This is a genomic window from Streptomyces sp. NPDC060027, assembly GCF_042737005.1.
Taxonomy (GTDB): Bacteria; Actinomycetota; Actinomycetes; order Streptomycetales; family Streptomycetaceae; genus Streptomyces.
Genome location: NZ_JBHWVI010000082.1, coordinates 12,924 through 33,419, shown reverse-complemented (window position 1 = coordinate 33,419; position 20,496 = coordinate 12,924). Strand labels below are relative to the sequence as shown.

The window sequence follows — 20,496 nt, the reverse complement described above, 5'->3', positions numbered from 1 at the left end:
GAGGCGGCCGGGCCGACCGCCTCCGGTCGGGCTCGGGGCCGTCGTCAGCCCGATCGCGGCGGGAGCTTCGGTCGCGTTCTGTCCGGCACGTTCGAGTGGTCCGGCGGGGAGGCCGGGGGATGGGTGCGGAGCAGGTCCAGGGACAGCTGGATGGCGTCGTCCAGCTGGGCGTGGCGGCCCTCCGCCCAGTCGAGCGGCGTGCGCAGGACCTCCAGATCGGGGGCGACGCCGTGGTTCTCGACGGACCAGCCGTACGCGTCGAACCAGGCGGCGTTCATGGGCACCGTGATGACCGTGCCGTCGCCGAGGCGGTGGCGGCCGGTCATGCCGACGACACCGCCCCAGGTGCGCTGTCCCACCACGGGGCCGAGCTTCAGCAGTTTGAAGGCGGCGGTGATCATGTCGCCGTCCGACGAGGTCGCCTCGTCGGCCAGCGCCACCACCGGGCCGCGCGGGGCGTTGGAGGCGTACGACACCGGCTGCGCGTCGCGGGTGAGGTCCCAGCCGAGAATCGTGCGGGTCAGCTTCTCGACGACCAGTTCGCTGATGTGGCCGCCCGCGTTGCCCCGCACGTCGACGATGAGGGCCGGTCGCGAGACCTCCATCCGCAGGTCGCGGTTGAACTGGGCCCAGCCCGAGCCGCCCATGTCCGGGATGTGCAGATAGCCGCAGTGGCCGCCGCTCAACTCCCGTACGACCTGGCGCCGTTTGGCCACCCAGTCCTGGTAGCGCAGGGGACGTTCGTCGATCAGCGGGACCACCGCCACCCGGCGCGGGCGGCCCTCGCCCTCCGCCGGGGTGAAGGTGAGTTCCACCGTCGTGCCGCCCGCGCCCGCGAGCAGCGGATACGGGCCGGTGACCGGGTGCACCGGGCGCCCGTCGACATGGGTGAGGACCGCGCCCTCGCGGATGCCGGTGCCCGCCAGCGGTGAGCGTGCCTTGGAGTCGGACGAGTCGCCGGGAAGAATCCGCTTGAGCATCCAACTTCCGTCGCGGCATACGAAGTTGGCGCCCAGCAGGCCCTGCCAGCGCTGGTAGTGGGGCGGTCCCTCGTTGCGGCGGGCGGGGGTGACGTACGCGTGCGAGGTGCCCAGTTCGCCGAGGACCTCGCGCAGCAGGTCCGCGAACTCGTCCGGGGAGGCGACCCGTTCGACCAGGGGGCGGTACTGCTCCAGGATCGCGTCCCAGTCGATGCCGCACATGTTCGGGTCCCAGTAGTAGGCGCGGATGATGCGGCCGGCCTCGTCGTACGCCTGGCGCCATTCGGCGCGCGGGTCCACCTCGTGCAGGATGCGGCGCAGGTCGATCCAGACGGTCGAGTCGCTGTCGCCGGACTCGTTGGAGGGGACGGCACGCAGATCGCCCTCGTCCACGACGACCAGCCGGGAGCCGTCGCCGCTCACCCCGAACCAGTCCAGGTGGTCGACGAGTTCGGACTTCTTCGCCTTGGTGATGTTGAAGAACTCCAGGGTCGGACGGCCGGTCGTGTCGTCCGGGTTGGCGAACGTCTCGCCCAGCGCGCCGGAGATCGGCCAGCGCAGCCAGACCAGGCCGCCGCCCGAGACCGGGCGCAGCGCCGAGTACTTGGAGGCGGTGACCGGGAAGGGCGTCACCCGGCTCTCCAGGCCTTCGAGCTCGACGGTCGTCGTGCTGCCGTCGCCGGGTTCCTCCTCGACCGGGTCGAGGCCGCCCGCGGCGGGCCGCCCGTCCGGGTTCAGCGCGAAGGGGGAGGGCGTGGCCGAGGACAGCGGGACGAGGTACGGACGGCAGCCGAGCGGGAAGGACAGGTCCCCGGTGTGCACGTCGTACACCGGGTCGAAGCCGCGCCAGGACAGGAAGGCCAGATAGCGGCCGTCCCGCGTGAACACCGGATTCTCGTCCTCGAAGCGGCCGTTGGTGACGTCGACGACGAGGCGGTCCTTTATGCGGGCCATCTTGATCTGCCGCAGGGAGCGTCCGATCCCGGGATGCGACCACGTCAGCCAGGCGCCGTCCGGGGAGAAGGCGAGGTCCGTCACCGGGCCGTTGATGGAGCGGATGAGCTCGGTGACCTCGCCTTCCGCGGCCTTCGCCCCGGAGGTGTCGCCGGATTCCGCTCCGGAGGCGTCATCGGACTCCGTGCCGGAGGCGTCACCGGACTTCGCTCCGGGGGTGCCACCGGACTCCCTGTCGGAGGTGTCCCCGGACTCCGTGTCGGAGGTGTCCCCGGACTCCGTGTCCGAGTCGTCTTCGGACTCCGTGCCGGAGAGATCGGCGGATTCCTCCGTCGCGTCGAGGAGGAGCAGCCGCCCGTCGTTCGAGGCGATGGCGAGGCGCTCGCCCCGCGGGTCCGCCACCAGTTCCTGTACGCGGCCCAGCGCGCCGGAGGCGAGGCGGCGCGGCGCGCGGTCGCCGGTCGCGCGCGGCAGGTAGGCGATCTCGACGGCGTCCTCGCCGTCCGCGTCGGTGACGTAGGCGACCTGGCCGCCCGAGCCGAGCATCTCCGGGAGCCGGACCCGTACCCCCGGGGTGTCCGCGATCGTGCGCGCGGGGCCGTCTCGGTGGGTGAGCCAGTACAGGCTGCCACGGACGACGACGGCGCTGGCCCGGCCCGTCTCGTCCACGGAGATGCTGTCCACGTGCTGGGTGGCCGGCACCTGGTACGTACGCCGTCCGGCCCGCGGACCGCCCAGGCGGACGTCGAGGCGGCGCGGAACCGACTCGGGGGCCAGGTTGTCGACGATCCACAGGTCCCCCGCGCACTCGTAGACGACCCGGGTGCCGTCCGACGCGGCGTGCCGGGCGTAGAAGGCGTCGTGATCGGTGTGACGGCGCAGGTCGGAGCCGTCGTACGCGCACGAGTAGAGGTTCCCGATGCCCTCGTGGTCGGAGAGGAACGCGATCCGGTCGCCGACGAACATCGGACAGGCGAGGTGGCCTTCGAGGTCGGCGACCAGTTGCCGGCCGTGCAGCCAGAGCCGGCCCGTGGCCCCGCCCCGGTACCGCTTCCAGGCGGCCGGTTCGTGCGGCGGGGTGCCGGTGAGCAGCAGGGTCCTGCGCTCGCCGTCGATGTCGGCGACGCCGATGTCCGAGACCGGGCCCCAGGGGAGCTTGCGGCCGGGGTCGCCGTCGGTGGGGACGCTGTAGGCCCAGGTGAAGTACGAGAAGGGCTGGCCGTGCGAGGCGACGGCGAGGATGTCGCCGTCGGGGGACCAGCCGCAGACCTGGGTGTCCGCGCTGCCCCAGTAGGTGAGCCGTCGGCCCGATCCGCCGTCCACCGGCGTCAGATGGATCTCGGGGACGAAGCTGCGCCAGCTCGTGTACGCGATGCGCCGGCCGTCGGGGGAGAAGCGGGGGTGGCCGACCTTCGTGCGGTCGACGGTGAGCCGCCAGGCGCGCCCCCGGCCGTCGAGCGGGGCCAGCCACAGGTCGTCCTCGGTGACGAAGCACAACCGGTCGCCGCTCAGGTGCGGGAAACGCAGATAGCCGGGGGAGTTCTCGTTCGTGGTCGCCTTCTCGTACTCGTCGCTCACCTCCCCATGCTTTTCCGCTGGACGGGCCCCGGCAACTCGTGGAACCGGGGGCGCGTTGCGGGATGTGGGTGCGGCCGGTGGTGCGGGAGGCGCGCATGGGGCGCGTTCCCGACCAGACGCGCCCCCTCGTCCGCCGCTTCCCCGCCTCGAACCTCCCGTCTCCCGTCTCCCGGCACCCCCGCCCACGGCCGACGTGACCCAGCACACGTACGAAACGGTTTCGTTTCGTTGACGTGAGGGGTATCTTCAGAGACATACGAATCCGTGTCGTTCGAAGCAGGAAAGGTGAGTGGGATGGCTGAAGCCGCAACGGTGCGTCGCAGTCGGATCACACCCGAGCGTGAGGCCGAGCTGTACACGGCCGTGCTCGACCTGCTTCGGGAAGTCGGCTACGACGCCCTCACGATGGACGCCGTCGCCGCCCGTACCCGTTCCAGCAAGGCCACCCTCTACCGCCAGTGGGGCGGCAAGGCCGAGCTCGTCGTGAAAGCGCTGCGGCATCAGAAGCCGCTGAAGTTCTCCGACGTGGACACCGGGAGCCTGCGGGGCGACTTCCTGGCCCTCGCCCTCCGGCAGGACGACTGCCAGATGGAGCAGGACTCCGCGCTGATGCGGGGGCTGGCCATGGCGGCGCACGGAAATCCGGATCTGCTGAAGGCGTTCCGGGAGTGGCTGATCGAGCCGGAACTGGAAGAGCTGCGCCGGGTGCTCCAGCGCGGTGTCGAACGCGGTGAGATCCGCGCGGACAATCCGGCGACGCAGTACGTGATGCACATGCTCATCGGTGCCTTCGCGGCTCGCACGATGATCGACGAACTCCCGCCGACGCAGGCCTTCCTGCATTCGTACATCGACGCCGTGGTCCTCCCCGCTCTCGGCGCCTGAATCACACCCTCCCTTCGCCCTTTCACCTCCGCAAGTCGCTGTAGTCGGACCTGACGCGCCGCTCACGTCGTCGGGCTGATCCCCCCTGCCCCCACACGGGTGATCACGCCAGCCCCTGCCATCCCACGACCTGACCGGGAGTACGCCCTCGTGGCCACGTTCCTCTGCAAACTCGGCCGACTCGCCTTCCGGCGACGGCACTTCGCCGCCCTGATATGGGTGGCCCTGCTGACACTCGCAGGCGTCGGCGCCGCCTCCGCGCCCGTCGCCGGATCGTCCTCCTTCTCGATCCCCGGCACCGAGGCCCAGAAGGCCTTCGACCTGCTGGAGAGCCGCTTCCCCGGTATGAGCGCCGACGGAGCGACCGCGCGTGTCGTCTTCAAGGCACCCGCCGGCGAGAAGATCGCGGACAAGGACAACAAGGCGACGGTCGAGAAGGCCGTCAAGGTCCTCGGCACCGGGTCCGAGGTCACCTCGGTCGCCGACCCGTTCAAGAGCCACGCCGTGAGCAAGGACGGATCGATCGCCTACGCCTCGGTGAAGTACGAGGTCTCCGGCATGGAGCTGAAGGACGCCTCGAAGGACGCCCTGAACGCCGCCGCGCAGGACGCGCGGGACGCCGGACTGACCGTCGAGGTGGGCGGTGACGCGCTCCAGGCGACGCCCGAGACCGGTTCCACCGAGGTCATCGGCATCGCGATCGCCGCGGTCGTCCTCGTCATCACCTTCGGTTCCCTGATCGCGGCCGGGCTGCCGCTGCTGACCGCGCTGATCGGCGTCGGCATCGGCGTCTCGACGATCACCGCCCTCGCCAGCGTGCTCGACCTCGGCTCCACCACCTCCACCCTCGCGATGATGATCGGCCTCGCGGTCGGCATCGACTACGCCCTGTTCATCGTCTCCCGGTACCGGGCCGAGCTGGCCGAGGGCCGCGAACGCGAGGAAGCGGCCGGACGGGCCGTCGGCACGGCGGGCTCGGCGGTGGTCTTCGCCGGACTGACCGTCGTGATCGCGCTGGTCGGTCTCTCGGTCGTCAACATCCCGATGCTGACGAAGATGGGTGTCGCGGCGGCGGGCACGGTCGCCATCGCCGTCCTCATCGCGCTGACGATGATCCCCGCGCTGCTCGGATACGCGGGCCGCAGGGTCCAGCCGGCCGGCAAGAAGAGCAGGCTCCTCGGCGGCGGCCGTGCCGCCAAGAAGGAGGGCAAGCCCAACATGGGCACCCGCTGGGCGAGCTTCGTCGTCCGCCGCCCGCTCGCCGTGCTGCTGCTCGGCGTGGTCGGCCTCGGCGCGGCGGCCATCCCGGCGGCCTCGCTCGAACTGGGCCTGCCCGACGACGGTTCACAGCCGACGTCCACCACGCAGCGCCGCGCCTACGACCTGCTCTCCGACGGCTTCGGGCCCGGCTTCAACGGCCCGCTGATGGTCGTGGTCGACGCCAAGGCGAGCGACGACCCGAAGGGCGCGGTCGCCCGGGTGACCGACGACGTGAACGACCTCAAGAGCGTCGTCTCGGTCAGCCCGGCGACGTACAACAAGGCCGGCGACACCGCGATGATCACGGTGGTCCCCGACGCGAAGCCGTCCTCCGTCACGACCGAGGACCTGGTCCACTCCATCCGTGACGCGGGCGGCGAGATCAAGGCCGACACGGACTCGACGGTTCTGGTCACCGGCTCCACGGCCATGAACATCGACTTCTCGCAGAAGCTCAACGACGCGCTGATCCCGTATCTCGCGCTCGTGGTCGGCCTGGCGTTCCTGCTGCTGATCGTGGTGTTCCGCTCGATCCTCGTCCCGCTGAAGGCGGCCCTCGGCTTCCTGCTCAGCGTGATGGCGGCGCTCGGCGCGGTCGTCGCGGTCTTCCAGTGGGGCTGGCTGTCCGGCCTGATGGGCGTCGAGGAGACCGGCCCGATCATGTCCATGATGCCGATCTTCATGGTGGGCGTCGTCTTCGGTCTGGCCATGGACTACGAGGTGTTCCTCGTGACCCGCATGCGCGAGGCCTACGTGCACGGGGAGAAGCCCGGCCAGGCGATCGTGACCGGGTTCAAGCACGGCGCACGCGTCGTCACGGCGGCCGCGGTCATCATGATCGCCGTCTTCTCCGGGTTCATCGGCTCCAGCGAGTCGATGATCAAGATGATCGGCTTCGGCCTCGCGATCGCCGTCTTCTTCGACGCGTTCGTCGTGCGGATGGCGCTCGTCCCGGCGGTGCTCGCGCTGCTGGGCAAGAAGGCCTGGTGGCTGCCGAGGTGGCTGGACCGCGCGCTGCCGAACGTGGATGTCGAGGGTGAGGGTCTGCGCGCGCTCGACGAGAAGCCGCGCGACGGTGACGGCGACCGGGAACTGGCCCGCGTCTGAACCTTCTGACCCGTGAGGTCTCACCGGTGCCTCATCGGTGAGACCTCGCCGGTCACTCGGCGAGGTACCGACGGGCAGTCAGTGAGCCACCGGGGTGGCGGCCGTGTACGTACGGCGCAGAAAGCGCATGAGCGCCTTCGTGTCGAGCTGCACGACCGCCACCCCGTGCGCCGAATGGAACTCGAGGACGGCCTGGACGCGGCCGCACGGCCAGATGCGGACGTCGCCGCTGCTCACGGGGACGCGCAGGCCCTGTTCGAGGAGTTCGCGGTCGAAGACCCACTCGTGGGGGCCGGGCAGCGTGATGTGCACCTGGCGAGGGTCGGCCTCCGGGTCGTACCGGAGGGCCACCGGGACGGCCCGGTGTTCGTCGTCGGCGGAGTCGGCGGTGTCGGTGACGATATGGGCGCGTGCGTACTGTTCGACAGCATGCATGAACCGACTCCTTACGCTGTGTCACATATGCGGAAGCTGTGAATCCGTCACTATTCCAATGTCGCACATCTCACGGAAACCGCTCTCCGGCCGCCCGTGACCATCTCCTTCAAGAACGCCTGCCCGGTCATGGCGCGCGCATGTGTGCGTCGGCGGTCACATTCGTTCCGCGGGGCGGATCATGCCGACGGAAGCCGGGCGGGCTGGGCGGATCATGCCGACGTGAGCCGGGCGGACGGAACCGCTCCCGTCGTCCCGTCCGCCGCCATGCCGACCGCGCCGGGCGTGAACTGCTCGCTGGTTCACGCCCGTCGCGGGTTATTCGTGGGCTCATCGCTCTTGCAAGTCATTCGCAACAAGGCACTATCATCGAACGGTGCATGTGCCTGACGGATTCATCAATGCCCCGGTCTCCGCCGTCACGGGAGTGGTCGCCGCCGGCGCCATCGCCGTGAGCCTGCGGGGTGCCCGCCGCGAACTCGACGAACGGACCGCGCCGCTCGCCGGCCTCGTCGCCGCCTTCATCTTCGCCGTGCAGATGCTGAACTTCCCGGTCGCCGCCGGGACCAGCGGACATCTGCTCGGCGGCGCCCTGGCCGCGATACTCGTCGGCCCCTTCACCGGTGTCCTCTGCGTCTCCGTCGTCCTGCTCATGCAGGGCATCCTCTTCGCGGACGGCGGCCTCACCGCGCTCGGCGTGAACATCACCGACATGGCGATCGTCACCACCGTCGTCTCGTACGCCGTCTTCCGCGGCCTGGTGAAGGTGCTGCCCCGCAAGCGGCGTTCGATCACCGTCGCGTCCTTCGTCGCCGCGCTGCTGTCCGTTCCGGCCGCCGCCCTCGCCTTCACCTTCCTCTACGCGATCGGCGGCACCACCCCTGTCGCCATCTCCAAGGTCGCCACGGCCATGATCGGCGTCCATGTCCTCATCGGCGTCGGCGAGGCCGCGATCACCGCGCTCACCGTCGGCGCCGTCATCGCCGTACGGCCTGACCTCGTGTACGGCGCCCGCGGCCTCCAGCAGCGGCTCAAGCTGCGGGTGAACGGCGAGCTGGTCGACACCCCCGCGCCCGTCGCCCCCGTCGCCGCGCGCTCCTCGCACCGCAAACTGTGGATCACCGGCCTGGGCGCCTCCCTCGTCCTCGCCGGATTCGTCAGCTTCTACGCCTCCGCCAACCCCGACGGCCTGGAGAAGGTCGCCAAGGACAAGGGCATCGACGCGAAGGTCGAGAAGCACGCCACGGAGGACTCGCCGCTCGCCGGATACGGCGTCAAGGACGTCTCCGACGCCCGCGTCTCCGGCGGTCTCGCGGGGGTGATCGGCGTCGGCGTCACCGTCGTCGCCGGCACCGGTGTCTTCTGGGCGGTCCGCAGGCGCCGTACGTCCGACAGCTCGCCCACCTCCGTGCCGGAAGGCGTCTGAGGTGGGCGCGGGCCACGCCCACAAGCTCTACCGGCACGGGCACTCGCCGGTGCACGCCCTCCCGCCGCACACCAAGCTCGCCGCCACCCTGGGCTTCGTGATCGTGGTCGTCTCCACCCCGCGCGAGGCGATGTGGGCGTTCGCGCTGTACGCCGCGCTGCTCGCGGTGGTGGCCCGCCAGGCCCGCGTACCGGCGGGCTTCCTCCTGAAGCGGCTGCTGATCGAGATCCCGTTCGTGGCGTTCGCGGTGCTGATGCCCTTCGTGGCGGAGGGCGAGCGGGTGGACGTGCTGGGAATGTCCCTGAGCGTCGACGGCCTGTGGGGCGCCTGGAACGTCCTCGCCAAGGGCACCCTCGGCGTCGCCGCCTCCGTCCTCCTCGCCTCCACGACCGAACTGCGTGAACTGCTCCTCGGACTGCAACGGCTGAAGCTCCCGCCGCTCCTCGTGCAGATCGCCTCCTTCATGATCCGGTACGGCGATGTCATCACCGGCGAGATGCGGCGCATGCGGATCGCCCGGGAGTCGCGCGGTTTCGAGGCGAGCGGCGTGCGGCACTGGGGAGTGCTCGCCAAGTCGGCGGGCGCGCTGTTCATCCGCTCCTACGAGCGCGGGGAACGCGTGCATCTCGCCATGGTGAGCCGCGGGTACGCCGGTTCCATGCCGGTCATCGACGAGGTGACCGCTTCCCGGGCGCAGTGGTCGTACGCCCTCGCCCTTCCGTTCGCCGCCCTGGTCGTATGTCTGTTGGGATGGACGCTGTGATGTCTGCCGGTACACCTGGGGAGACGGCTGTGGAGAGCGCTGAGGGGATGCCCGAGCGGATGACCGAGGACAGGTCCGGAGGGACGCCCGGGGGGACGCACGCCGTGCCCGCATCGCTGGAGGTATCCGGCCTCGCCTTCGCCTACCCCGACGGGCACCAGGCCCTGTTCGGCGTCGACTTCACCGTCGGGCGCGGCGAGCGCGTCGCGCTGCTCGGCCCGAACGGCGCCGGCAAGACCACCCTCGTCCTGCACCTCAACGGCATCCTGACCGGCGGCGCCGGGACGGTGACGGTCGCCGGACTCCCGGTCGGCAAGCGGCACATGGCCGAGATCCGGCGCAAGGTCGGCATCGTGTTCCAGGACCCGGACGACCAGTTGTTCATGCCGTCCGTGCGGGAGGACGTCGCCTTCGGTCCTGCCGCCGCGGGGCTGAAGGGCGACGCACTGGAGGAACGCGTCCGTACGGCTCTGGAGCGCGTCGGCATGGAGGCCTTCGCCGACCGCCCGCCGCACCACCTCTCCTTCGGGCAGCGGCGCCGCGTCGCCGTCGCGACGGTGCTGGCGATGGAGCCCGAGATCCTCGTCCTCGACGAACCCTCCTCCAACCTCGACCCCGCCTCCCGGCGCGAACTCGCGGACATCCTGCGCTCGTTGGACGTCACCGTGCTCATGGTCACCCACGACCTGCCGTACGCCCTCGAACTGTGCCCGCGCTCCCTCGTCCTGAGCGACGGCGTGATCGTCGCCGACGGCCGCACCGGCGACCTGCTCTCCGACGACGAGCTCATGCGCACCCACCGTCTGGAGCTGCCCTTCGGGTTCGACCCGCGCTCCGTGACAATGGGGGCGTGACCAAACAAGAGGACGTCGGGCCGCCGGACGGCTCGCTGCTGCTCGACGACCAGTTGTGCTTCGCGCTGTACGCCGCCCAGCGCGCCGTGACCGCCGCGTACCGCCCGCTGCTGGAGGAGCTCGGCCTCACCTACCCGCAGTACCTCGTCCTGCTGGTCCTCTGGGAGCGGGGCGAGACCACGGTGAAGGAACTGGCCGGTGCCCTCCACCTCGACTACGGCACGATGTCTCCGCTGCTCAAGCGGCTGGAGTCGGCGGGGCTGGTGCGCCGTGAGCGCTCGGCGCACGACGAACGCTCCGTGCGCGTCGCCCTCACCGGGCGCGGCGAACTGCTGAGGGAGCGCGCGGAGGAGGTGCCGCAGGCCCTGCTGACGGCGACCGGCATGAGCGGGGCCGACGTCACGCGCCTGCGCGAGGAGCTCCGGCTGCTGACGGAGCGCGCGGAGGGTGCGGCGGCCCGGGGCCGCTGACCCGCCGGGGGGGGGCTTCGGGGCCTCGCCCTGCCCGGGGCTCGTGACCTCGCCTGTCCGGGGCTTCGTGACCTCGCCCTGCCCGGTGCTTCGGGGCCTCGCCCTGTCGGCTGTCCGCGGTTTCCGCCCCCCTGGGCATTCCGGGCTCCATACCGGCCAGTACCTTGTGCACGATGTACTTGTGCACTTCTGTGTTGTCCACTCAGGGGGAGGTCCTGCCGTGATCGACGGCGCCGTTGTCGACACCCGTCCGACGAAGATCATGTATGTCGCCGAGGCCACCGCGCACGGCGGCCGGGACGGCTATGTGACCAGCCAGGACGGGCAGCTCGAACTGAAGGTCGCGATGCCCCCGGCGCTGGGCGGCGACGGGAACGGCACGAACCCGGAGCAGCTGTTCGCGGCCGGGTACAGCGCCTGCTTCCACAACGCGCTGGTGCTGGTGGGCCGCCGCGCCGGCTACGACCTCTCCGGTTCCACGGTCGCGGCGAAGGTCGGGATCGGCCCCAACAAGCAGCGCGGCTACGGACTGGCGGTGGCCCTGAGTATCTCGCTCCCCGTCGTCGACCAGGAGGTGGCGACCAGGCTCGTGGACGCGGCGCACGAGGTCTGCCCGTACTCGAACGCCACCCGCGGCAACATCGAGGTCACGATCGTACTGGGCTAGGGGCCCTGGGAATCGAAGGCCGGGGACGCGTGTTGCACTCAGTGTTGGCAGTGGTGAGGCGACAGGGAGCGCGGGCGTGGACGTGAACGGCACAGTGGCCGAGGGCTTCGAGCCGGTCAGGGAGGCGTTCGCGGGCAACTTCGCGGCGCTGGGGGACCGGGGCGCCGCCGTCACCGTGTACCGCGACGGGCGCAAGGTCGTCGACCTGTGGGGCGGCACCCGCGACGTCGACGGCACCGAGCCCTGGCAGCGCGGCACCGCGCAGATCGTGCGCTCCGCGACGAAGGGCGTCGCCGCCGCCGTACTCCTGCTGCTCGCGCAGCGCGGTCACCTCGGCCTGGACGCGCCGGTCGGCGAGTACTGGCCCGAGTACAAGGCGCGCGGCAAGGAGCACACGCGCGTGCGGCACCTGCTCGCGCACCGGGCCGGAGTGCCCGTCCTCGACCGTCCGCTCACCCCCGCCGAGGCCGCCGACCTCGACCTCGCGGCCGCCGCGGTGGCCGCGCAGACGCCGGTGTGGGAGCCCGGGACCGAGCAGGGGTACCACGCGCAGACGTACAGCTGGCTGACCGGCGAGCTGGTCCGGCGGGTGACCGGGCGCACGATCGGCCGGTGGATCGCGGACGAGATCGCCCGGCCGCTGGACCTGGACCTGTGGGTCGGGCTTCCGGAGGCGGCGGCCGGCCGGGTGGGGCGGGTCGCACAGGTCGAGGCGCTGTCGACGCCCGGCGGTCTGAAGACCCGTCCGAAGCGGGCGGTCTCCGAGGCGTACGCCGACCCGGAGAGCCTCACCCGCCGCGCCTTCGCCGCGATCACCCCGATGCCCGACGAGAACGATCCCGCCTACCGCGCGGCCGTCCTGCCGGCCTCGAACGGCATCGCCACGGCCGACGGCCTCGCCCGCTTCTACGCCGCGCTGATCGGGGAGGTGGACGGCGTACGGCTGTTCACACCGGAGACGGTGGCGGCCGCGCGGGCGGAACAGTCCGCGGGACCCGACCGGGTCCTGGTCGTCAACACCCGGTTCGGCCTCGGCTACATGCTCCACGGCGGGGCGTCGCCGCTGCTCTCCCCGGGCTCCTTCGGCCACCCCGGCCGCGGCGGCGCCCTCGGCTTCGCCGACCCCGAGTCGGGCATCGCCTTCGGATACGTCACCAACGGCTTCCGCACGAGCGTGACGGCGGACGCGCGGGCGCAGGCGCTGGTACGGGCCGTACGGACGACCGTCGACGCGTAGCCGCCGGACCGAGGACGCCTCCCCGACCGGCGGGCTCACGGCGGTCCACGGCGGGTCGCGTTCGCCGCGAGCCGCCTACCCGGCGTGCAGCATCAGGCCGATCCCCACGACCAGGAGTCCCGCCGCCGCGATTCTGGGCGCTCCGAACCGTTCCTTGAAGAAGATCGCCCCGATGGCGGCGCCCACGATGATCGAGGACTCCCGCAGGGCCGCGATCGGAGCCAGTGCGGCCCGTGTCTGGGCCCACAGCACCAGCCCGTAGGCCGTGACGGAGAGCGCCGCGCCGAGGAAGCCGACGGCGGCGTACGGCCTGAGCGCCGAGACCGTCCCACCGCGCCAGCGGTGCAGCGCGTACGCCGGGATCACCACGCCCTCGATCGCCATCAGCCAGGCGATGTACCCGAGGGAGCTGCCGGACGCGCGCACGCCCAGACCGTCGACGACGGTGTACGCGGCGATCGACACGCCCGTCGCGAGCGCGGCGCCGATCGCCGCCCAGTTGGGCCGACGGCCGCGCAGCCCCCACAGGGCGACACCCGTCAGCCCCGCGCAGGACAGCGCGACGCCGGAGGCCGCCCACCCGTCGGGCACCTCGTGCGCGAAGACCGCGGCCAGCACGGTGACGACCAAGGGGGCGGTGCCCCGCGCGATCGGATAGGCCTGCCCGAAGTCGCCGAGCCGGAAGGAACGCATCAGCAGCACGTAGTACGCGATGTGGATGAGGGCCGAGGCGATGAGGTACGGCCAGGCCCCGGACGCGGGGAACGCCACGAACGGCACCATGACCAGACCGATCAGCATGCCGCCGCCCGCGATCAGCGTGAAGCCGACGAGCTTGTCGGTGATGCGGTGCGCGATCGCGTTCCAGCTGGCGTGGGTGACCGCCGCGAGCAGCACCGCCGCGGTGACGAGGGGGGTCACGCGATGGGCTCGCGCACGTCCACCAGCGTGCCGCCCGCGTGGGCGATCAGGCTCTTCGGGTCCATCGGGAAGACGGTGTACGAGGTGCCCGCCGAGGTCCACACCGTGTCGTGGTCGAGCAGCGAACGGTCCACCAGGACACGGATCTTCGTACGGTGTCCGAAGGGCGGTACGGCGCCGGTCGCGTACCCCGTCGACTCCCGCACGAGGTGCGCCCCGGCCCGGGTGATCTTCTCGGCGCCCAGCTCCCGCTGGACGAGCTCCATGTCGACCTGCGCCGAGCCGTCCAACAGCAGCAGCACCGGAGCCCCGTCCGCCGCGAAGAAGAGCGACGTGCAGATCTGGCTCAGTTCGCAGCCGATCGCGGCGGCGGCCTCGGCGGCGCTGCGGGTCGCGCCGGGGAAGCGACGGACGCGCCCGATCACCTCGTCGAGCCCCAACGCCCTCAGGGCCTCGGCGAAAAGGGGGTGGACGGCGTTCTCGGCGGGGGGCTGCCCCTCGCCGGCGTTCTCATCGGTGGCGGTCATGAGAGGCACGCTAGCGGTCGGTGTACGCGCCACGCGAGCGGGTCCCGTGCAGGTCGCCGGGGCCGCTCGGTCCCACCGGAATTCCCCCACCGGGGCGTCGACGAGGGACGCGGCGTGTGGGAGGGAAGGCCGACCGGGCGGCCTCGTCCGGGTCGTCGACGCCCGTGGCCGGGGAGGGTGTGTTCCCGGGGATGAGGTGTGTTCGGGGGAGTCAGCTGCCCGACTTCAGCAGTGCCGCCACGATCGGCCCGGCCGTGCTGCCGCCGTGGCCGCCCTGCTGGACGACGCCCGCCGCCGCCAGGTCGCCCTTCCACGCCGTGAACCAGCCGTTCGGCTTCTTCTGGTTGTCGACCTCGGCGGAGCCGGTCTTGGCGCCGTAGTCGGGGCCGAGGCCGGACATGGCCTCGGCGGCGGTGCCGGCGGCGGCCGTGTACCGCATGACCTCGCGCAGCTGGGAGAGCGTGGACGCCGACAGGGTGCGGGACGCCGTGGCCAGGGTGCGGTGGTCGACCGACGGGGCCACCAGGTACGGCTGGTGGAAGGTGCCGGACTTGACGGTGGAGGCGACGGACGCCATGTTCAGCGGGTTCATGCGGACCCCGCCCTGGCCCATCAGCGACGCGGCCATCTGCGCGGCGCTCTGCACCGGCACCGCGCCGTCGAACGACGGCACACCCACGGCCCAGTTGTTCCTGCTCAGACCGAAGACCTGCTGGGCCTGCTTGGTCAGGTCGTCGTTCTTCAGCTTCTTCGCCTGGCTGATGAAGGCCGTGTTGCAGGATCGCGCGAAGCTCGCCTTGAACGTGCCGTTCTTGATCTCGAAGTCGTCGTCGTTGTGGAACTTCCACCCGCCGTACGTCGACGTCTTGGGGCAGGGGTGCTCCTTGTCGGCCGAGGCCAGACCCTTGTCGAAGAGCAGCGAGGCGGTGATGACCTTCATCGTGGAGCCGGGCGCGAGGGAGCCCTGGAAGGCGGTGTTGAAGCCGTGGCCGCTGTTCGCGACGGCGAGGATCTCGCCCGTCGAGGGGCGCATCAGGACCACGGACGCCTTCTCCTTGGCGGCCACCTGGCGCTCCGCCTCCGCCTGGAGGGTCGCGCTGAGCGTCGTCTTCACGGTGCCCGGGGTGCCTTCGCTGAGCGTCACCAGGGTCTTGTCGGGGGTCTTCTGGGCGCCCTTCTTCGCGGCCTTGCGGATCACGCGCAGCTCGATGCCCGCCTTGCCGCCGGCCGTCTTGCCGTACTTCTCGCGCAGTCCGTCGAGGACCGTCCCCAGGGAGGGGTACGTGGCGGCGGTCAGCTCGCCGCCCTCGCTGTCGAGCGCGGTGACCGGCGGGGTCCCCGACGCCCCGGTGACCAGCCGGTCGCCGTCCTGGAGGTCCGGGTGGACGACGGACGGCTTCCAGCCGACCAGCGCCGCGCCGTCCTTCGCCCGGCGCACCACCGTCATCCTCGACGTGTACGTCAGGGGCTTGGTCCTGCCCTTGTAGGTGACGGTGGCCTTGACGTCGAACGGGACGTCGGCGCCCGACGGCTTGCCGCGCTTCAGGGTCACGCCGGTGATGTGGGCGTCCTTGCCGTAGCCGGCCAGCGTGGTCGTGGCGGCCGTCGCGTCGTCGGTGGCGGCGGCGGCCGCGGTGACGTCGCCGCTCTGCCAGGCGGTGAGGAAGGCGGAGGACGCCAGACGGATCTCGGCCGCGGACAGCGGGCCCGTCCTGACGGTCTTGCGGGTGGTGGCCGTGGTCCCCTCGTCGGCGGCCGCGCCACTGCCGTACAGGCTGTACGCACCGAACGCCCCGCCGACGACGGCCACGGCGATCACTCCGCCGAGTACGGCGGGCTGCTTCGTCTTCCGCCGTTCGGCGACGCGCCTTCTCTTGCCCACAGCTTTCAGCCCTCCGCCGTCCCCTGATGCCCCGTGACACACCCCCGTGCCTCTCGCTCCTCAACGAGAAGGCCCACCCTAGGGTCCCGTTCTGTGCGGAGCGACTTCAGCCGCCCGTTCGTAGCACAGCTGCGACGATCGGACCGGCCGCGTCTCCGCCGTGGCCGCCCTCCTGGGTCATGGCGGCGGCCGCGATGTCGTTCCGGTATCCCGTGAACCAGCTGTTGGACACGGCCTGGCCGTCGACCTCGGCGGAGCCGGTCTTGGCGCCGATGGAGCCGTCGAGCCGATGCATCACCGTGGCGGCGGTGCCGCTGACCGCCGTGCGGTTCATCATCGAGCGCAGCTGCGCGACCGTGCTGCTGGACAGACCCTTCGCGGTGGCCAGTTCACGGTCGTCCAGGGAGCGCGGCACGATGACCGGCTGCCGGAAGACGCCCGTCATCGCGGTCGCCGTCACCGACGCCATGTTCAGCGGGCTCATCTGGACCTGGCCCTGGCCGATCATGTTGGCCGCCGTGTCCGGTCCTCCGGAGGCGGGCACCGAGCCGTCGAAGGACGCGATGCCGGTCTTCCAGTTGTCCTGCCCGAGCCCGAAGCGCAGCTGGGCCTCGTCGGTCAGCGAGTCGACCTTCACCTCGTCCGCGTAGTTCACGAACGCGGTGTTGCACGAGCGCGCGAAGCTGTCGGAGAGCGTGGCGTTCTCCTGCGGCTTCATGCCCGTGAGGTTGTGGAAGGTTTGGCTCTGCCAGACCCCGGTGTCCGTGCAGGGCGCGGGACCGTTCGCCGTCGTGACGCCGTTGTCGATGAGGGTCGCCGCGCTGATGATCTTCATCGTGGAGCCGGGCGCGAGCTTGCCGAGGAAGGCCGCGTTGAAGCCGTCCTTGCGGTGGTTGGCGACGGCCAGCACCTCGCCGGTGCTCGGCTTCACCGCCACCACGGAGGACTCGGAGTATCCCGTGACCGCCTTCTCGGCCGCGGCCTGCGCGCTCGCGCTGAGTGTCGTACGGACCTTGCCCGCCCGCCCCTTGGCGAGGGTGACCAGCGTCGTGTCGCCGCCGCTCTCCTCGCCCGCGTGCCGGATCGCCAGCTCGATGCCGGGGGAGCCGCCGGCCGTGTCGCCGTACTTCTCGCGGAGCGCGTCCAGGATCGGCCCGAGCGACGGGTACTTCTCCTTCGTCAGGACAACGTTGTTCCGGTCCACGGCCTCGATGGCTGGGCTCGACGACTCGCCCGTGACCAGGGTGTCCCCGTCCTTCAGCTCCGGGTGGAGGACGGACGGTTTCCAGGCGACCAGCGCCTTCCCGGTGGTCTCCCCCCGGACGACGGTCAGTTCGGAGTCGTACGAGAAGGGCTTGCTCTTCCCGTCCAGGGACACCTTGGCCTTGACGGAGAACGGCACGGTCGCCCCGGACGGCGTGCCCGGCGTGATCCTCACGTCGGTGAGGTGCGCGTCGTCGCGGTAACCGGTGAGCAGTCGCTCGGCGTTCGACGCGTAGTTCGTGCGGGCCGCGGCGTCGGCCGCGTCGCCCTTCTCCCAGGCCGCGAAGAACGCGCGGCTGGTCTCCTTGATCTCGGTGCCGCTCGGTGGTCCGGTCTCCACCGGAGCGGGCCCGTCGGCGCGACCACCGCCGTCCCCGCTGATAGCGGTCACCACGTTGTAGGCGCCGTACCCGGCGCCGCCCACCATCACCGCGAACACACTGCCGATGACGGCAGCTTTTGCCCCCTTGCGCATCGCGCGATCCCTCCCCGTGAACCCTTCTCCGAACTTCTGAACGCGTTCAGAAAAGCCGGTCCACCCCGCACTGTAGGCGCGGGTGGGGCGCATGGTGCAGACCTTCGCCGAATCGTTAGCCCTATGCATCGATTCACATACGTGAACAGCGTTCGCCGATGAGGATCGCGGCCCTTCGCGATCCTCCGCCCCGCGCCGGGCCGAGGGCTCTACCAGTCGGTCAGGTCGACCAGCAGATCGCAGTGCGGGTCGTCCGGGGACGGCCGTTGGTACTGCTCTTCCCCGAGGAGGGAGGGCACCGAAGCGATCAGCGCGGTGTGGGGCGTCTCCGTCAGGCGGATGTCCGCGCCGATGACGCCGGGCCGGTCGGGACGCTGCACGTACAGGCGCAACAGGCCGTCGCCGTGCATCAGGAAGCCGATCAGGAAGGGGTTCTCGTCGTCGCCGGGGTCGGACAGGGCCCGCACGACGGTGAGTGCCCGGCCCTGTTCGGGTTCCGGGTCCGGGGTGATCTCCTCCGGGCGCAGGCGGATGAGCGTCATCCCCATGACCTCGTCGACGTCACCGCTGCTGTGGATCCGGGGTCCAGTCAGGACGGTACGCAGCAGGCCGGGGATCCAGTAAGGGGTCACCGTGTCGTTGGGGATCTCGTAGAGCAGGTTCATGACGTGCTCGCCCTCTCCGGCACGGATGGCGATCCGTACGGCACCGGGGGCGGGCAGGACGCCGCGCAGGCGGCAGTGGGCTGCGACCGGGGCGTTCAGGTGGTACAGAAGTCGGCGGGTGACATCCGCCTGCTGCTCTCGGTCTTCCGGGTCTGTCACGGATGCATCCCTGCGGGGCACTTGTCGTTCCGTCGGCTGCGGCGGAAAGCGTCGACGACGCCGATCCTCTGTCCCCTGCCGGCCTCGTACAACCCGTCCTCCGTCGTTCGCGTGCCGCCGACGGCCGAAAACGGCCAGGAGGGCCCGGCAGGTTGCCGTGCCCTCCTGGTGTATCCGCCCGGCTAGACCCAGGTGTCCAGCCACATCCGGGATCTCCATTGGTCGATGGGGATCGCCTGGCCCGTGTAGATCGGCCAGAAGTAGATGAAGTTCCAGGCGATCAGCAGGACCAGGACGCCCGCTCCCACGGCGCCGACGACTCGGCGGCGTTCTCCGGAGCCGGGTGGGCCGAGGATCGCGCCGATCATCATCGTGACGGCGAGACAGAGGAACGGCACGAAGACGACGGCGTAGAAGAAGAAGATCGTGCGCTCCTGGTACATGAACCAGGGCAGATAGCCGGCCACGATGCCGCAGGCGATCGCGCCCGCCCGCCAGTCGCGGCGGAAGGCCCAGCGCCACAGCACGTAGAGGATCGCGAAGCAGGCGGCCCACCACAGCAGGGGCGTGCCGAGCGCCAGCACCTCACGGGCGCACTTGTCACCCGCGTCGGCGGGGCAGCCGTCCTTGCCGGGCAGCGGGGACTCGTAGAAGTACGAGACCGGGCGGCCGAGGACGAGCCAGCTCCACGGGTTGGACTGGTAGGTGTGCGGCGACGACAGCCCGACGTGGAACTTGTAGACCTCGTGCTCGTAGTGCCACAGGCTGCGCAGCCAGTCCGGGAGGAAGGCGAAGGTGCCGCCCTTGCCGTCCGTCACGGCCCAGTTGCGGAAGTAGCCGCCCTTGCCGTTGTCCGGCGACAGGATCCAGCCGGTCCAGGAGACCAGGTACACGGACAGGGCGACCGGGACCGTCGCCAGGAACGTGATGCCCGTGTCGTGCTTGAGGGCCGCCACGTAGGGGTGGCGGGCGCCCGCCACCCGGCGCGAGGCCGCGTCCCACAGGACCGCCATCACACAGAACGCGGCGAGGATGTACAGCCCGTTCCACTTGGTGCCGATGGCCAGGCCCAGCATCAGGCCCGCCGTCCAGCGCCAGGGCCGCCATCCCAGGCGGGTGGTCTCGGCGGTGTGCGCGTCGGGGTGGGCCACGCCGTCCGCGTCGGTGGGCAGCGCCGCCGCCAGTCGGGCCCGCGCCCTGTCGCGGTCGACGACCAGCGCGCCGAAGGCCGCCAGCACGAAGAACATCAGCACACCGTCGAGCAGCGAGGTGCGGCTCATCACGAAGTGCAGGCCGTCCACCGCCATCAGCGTGCCCGCGAGACAGCCGAGGAACGTCGAACGGAACAGCCGCCGCCCGATCCGGCACAGCAGCAGCACCGACAGCGTGCCGAGCAGTGCCGTCATGAACCGCCAGCCGAAGGGGTTGAACCCGAACATCCATTCGCCGAGCCCGATGACGTACTTGCCGACCGGCGGGTGCACGACATAGGCGGCGTCGGTCGGGATCCGCACGTTGCCGTTGCCCTGGAGGACCAGGTCGTTGGCGTCCTTCGCCCAGTTGACCTCGTAACCGCGGTGGATGAGTGCCCAGGCGTCCTTCGCGTAATACGTCTCGTCGAATATCACCGCCTTCGGACTGCCCAGGTTCCAGAAGCGCATCAGCCCGGCGAGCAGGGTCACCAGGATCGGGCCGCCCCAGCCCGACCAGCGGTTGAACCGGTCGGCGACCTCCCGGCGCAGCCCGAGAGCGGCCCAGATCCCGGGGCCGGGCTCGACGTACGGCGGTACGAGCCGGTCGCGCACATCACTTCTGGGCGGCGCCGTGTAGCCGAATCGGCGCAGCCGCTGCTGCCACGACGGCCGCTGCTCATCGGCGGCCTGGCCCTGCCGGGTGTCCGTGGAGGACGCGGTACTGGTCACCGCGCCATCGTAGGGAACACGTCTGTGGGAGTCCCGTGCCCGGGCCCTTCCGGTCGGATGAGCTTG

General features: G+C 71.0%; 16 protein-coding genes. 8 read left to right on the top strand and 8 right to left on the bottom strand.

Features of this window, described 5'->3' with window-relative positions; translation table 11 throughout:
- Nucleotides 1-44 precede the first annotated feature (44 nt).
- A complete protein-coding gene (locus ACFWBT_RS21235; protein ID WP_385702538.1) occupies nucleotides 45-3,512 on the bottom strand; it encodes a S41 family peptidase in 3,468 nt (1,155 codons plus the stop codon).
- A 294-nt stretch (nucleotides 3,513-3,806) separates the two neighbouring features.
- On the opposite strand from ACFWBT_RS21235, the gene ACFWBT_RS21230 reads away from it, so the two are divergent.
- Both ACFWBT_RS21230 and ACFWBT_RS21225 read left to right on the top strand, forming a co-directional pair.
- Nucleotides 3,807-4,397, top strand: a complete 591-nt coding sequence (locus ACFWBT_RS21230; RefSeq protein WP_385702535.1) for a TetR/AcrR family transcriptional regulator — start codon at nucleotides 3,807-3,809, stop codon at nucleotides 4,395-4,397.
- Between the two features lie 150 nt (nucleotides 4,398-4,547).
- On the top strand, nucleotides 4,548-6,764 hold the full coding sequence (locus ACFWBT_RS21225) for an MMPL family transporter (RefSeq protein ID WP_385702532.1): 2,217 nt from the start codon (nucleotides 4,548-4,550) through the stop codon (nucleotides 6,762-6,764).
- A gap of 78 nt (nucleotides 6,765-6,842) precedes the next feature.
- Here the strand turns inward: ACFWBT_RS21225 and ACFWBT_RS21220 are convergent, their stop codons facing one another.
- Nucleotides 6,843-7,199: an SsgA family sporulation/cell division regulator gene (locus tag ACFWBT_RS21220; protein WP_356461641.1), complete on the bottom strand. Its 357-nt coding sequence runs from the start codon at nucleotides 7,197-7,199 to the stop codon at nucleotides 6,843-6,845.
- Nucleotides 7,200-7,575: 376 nt separating this feature from the next.
- On the opposite strand from ACFWBT_RS21220, the gene ACFWBT_RS21215 reads away from it, so the two are divergent.
- The 6 genes from ACFWBT_RS21215 (at nucleotide 7,576) to ACFWBT_RS21190 (ending at nucleotide 12,616) form a co-directional block, all read left to right on the top strand.
- On the top strand, nucleotides 7,576-8,625 hold the full coding sequence (locus ACFWBT_RS21215; protein WP_385702529.1) for an energy-coupling factor ABC transporter permease: 1,050 nt from the start codon (nucleotides 7,576-7,578) through the stop codon (nucleotides 8,623-8,625).
- 1 nt (nucleotide 8,626) lies between these two features.
- Nucleotides 8,627-9,388 (top strand): cobalt ECF transporter T component CbiQ, encoded by a 762-nt coding sequence (cbiQ, locus tag ACFWBT_RS21210; RefSeq protein ID WP_385702527.1) that lies wholly within the window; start codon nucleotides 8,627-8,629, stop codon nucleotides 9,386-9,388.
- A gap of 59 nt (nucleotides 9,389-9,447) precedes the next feature.
- Nucleotides 9,448-10,242, top strand: a complete 795-nt coding sequence (locus ACFWBT_RS21205) for an energy-coupling factor ABC transporter ATP-binding protein (protein WP_385702545.1) — start codon at nucleotides 9,448-9,450, stop codon at nucleotides 10,240-10,242.
- Nucleotides 10,239-10,712 carry a MarR family transcriptional regulator gene (locus ACFWBT_RS21200; RefSeq protein WP_356461647.1) on the top strand — a complete coding sequence of 158 codons (474 nt, stop codon included), beginning with the start codon at nucleotides 10,239-10,241 and terminating at the stop codon, nucleotides 10,710-10,712. The genes ACFWBT_RS21205 and ACFWBT_RS21200 overlap by 4 nt, the downstream gene beginning before the upstream one ends.
- A 262-nt stretch (nucleotides 10,713-10,974) precedes the next feature.
- Nucleotides 10,975-11,379, top strand: a complete 405-nt coding sequence (locus tag ACFWBT_RS21195) for an organic hydroperoxide resistance protein (RefSeq protein ID WP_385702543.1) — start codon at nucleotides 10,975-10,977, stop codon at nucleotides 11,377-11,379.
- A 76-nt stretch (nucleotides 11,380-11,455) separates the two neighbouring features.
- A complete protein-coding gene (locus tag ACFWBT_RS21190) occupies nucleotides 11,456-12,616 on the top strand; it encodes a serine hydrolase domain-containing protein (RefSeq protein ID WP_385702523.1) in 1,161 nt (386 codons plus the stop codon).
- 75 nt (nucleotides 12,617-12,691) lie between these two features.
- On the opposite strand, the gene ACFWBT_RS21185 is transcribed toward ACFWBT_RS21190, so the two are convergent.
- From ACFWBT_RS21185 to ACFWBT_RS21160, 6 genes are all read right to left on the bottom strand, one after another.
- A complete protein-coding gene (locus tag ACFWBT_RS21185) occupies nucleotides 12,692-13,537 on the bottom strand; it encodes an EamA family transporter (RefSeq protein ID WP_385702521.1) in 846 nt (281 codons plus the stop codon).
- Nucleotides 13,534-14,064 (bottom strand): YbaK/EbsC family protein, encoded by a 531-nt coding sequence (locus ACFWBT_RS21180; protein WP_385702519.1) that lies wholly within the window; start codon nucleotides 14,062-14,064, stop codon nucleotides 13,534-13,536. The genes ACFWBT_RS21185 and ACFWBT_RS21180 overlap by 4 nt, the downstream gene beginning before the upstream one ends.
- Nucleotides 14,065-14,275: 211 nt before the next feature.
- A complete protein-coding gene (locus ACFWBT_RS21175) occupies nucleotides 14,276-15,946 on the bottom strand; it encodes a penicillin-binding transpeptidase domain-containing protein (protein WP_385702518.1) in 1,671 nt (556 codons plus the stop codon).
- 106 nt (nucleotides 15,947-16,052) lie between these two features.
- Nucleotides 16,053-17,684: a penicillin-binding transpeptidase domain-containing protein gene (locus ACFWBT_RS21170; RefSeq protein ID WP_385702516.1), complete on the bottom strand. Its 1,632-nt coding sequence runs from the start codon at nucleotides 17,682-17,684 to the stop codon at nucleotides 16,053-16,055.
- Nucleotides 17,685-17,893: 209 nt separating this feature from the next.
- A complete protein-coding gene (locus ACFWBT_RS21165; RefSeq protein ID WP_385702514.1) occupies nucleotides 17,894-18,508 on the bottom strand; it encodes a hypothetical protein in 615 nt (204 codons plus the stop codon).
- Nucleotides 18,509-18,690: 182 nt separating this feature from the next.
- Nucleotides 18,691-20,430 (bottom strand): dolichyl-phosphate-mannose--protein mannosyltransferase, encoded by a 1,740-nt coding sequence (locus tag ACFWBT_RS21160; protein WP_385702513.1) that lies wholly within the window; start codon nucleotides 20,428-20,430, stop codon nucleotides 18,691-18,693.
- Between the last annotated feature and the right edge of the window lie 66 nt (nucleotides 20,431-20,496).

What these genes read in the sequence shown, in the direction of transcription:
- ACFWBT_RS21195 (WP_385702543.1), top strand. Translation starts at nt 10,975, where the DNA reads ATGTATGTCGCCGAGGCCACCGCGCACGGCGGCCGGGACGGCTATGTG.
- ACFWBT_RS21180 (WP_385702519.1), bottom strand. Translation starts at nt 14,064, where the DNA reads ATGACCGCCACCGATGAGAACGCCGGCGAGGGGCAGCCCCCCGCCGAG.
- ACFWBT_RS21170 (WP_385702516.1), bottom strand. Translation starts at nt 17,684, where the DNA reads ATGCGCAAGGGGGCAAAAGCTGCCGTCATCGGCAGTGTGTTCGCGGTG.
- ACFWBT_RS21205 (WP_385702545.1), top strand. Translation starts at nt 9,448, where the DNA reads ATGACCGAGGACAGGTCCGGAGGGACGCCCGGGGGGACGCACGCCGTG.
- ACFWBT_RS21220 (WP_356461641.1), bottom strand. Translation starts at nt 7,199, where the DNA reads ATGCATGCTGTCGAACAGTACGCACGCGCCCATATCGTCACCGACACC.
- ACFWBT_RS21230 (WP_385702535.1), top strand. Translation starts at nt 3,807, where the DNA reads ATGGCTGAAGCCGCAACGGTGCGTCGCAGTCGGATCACACCCGAGCGT.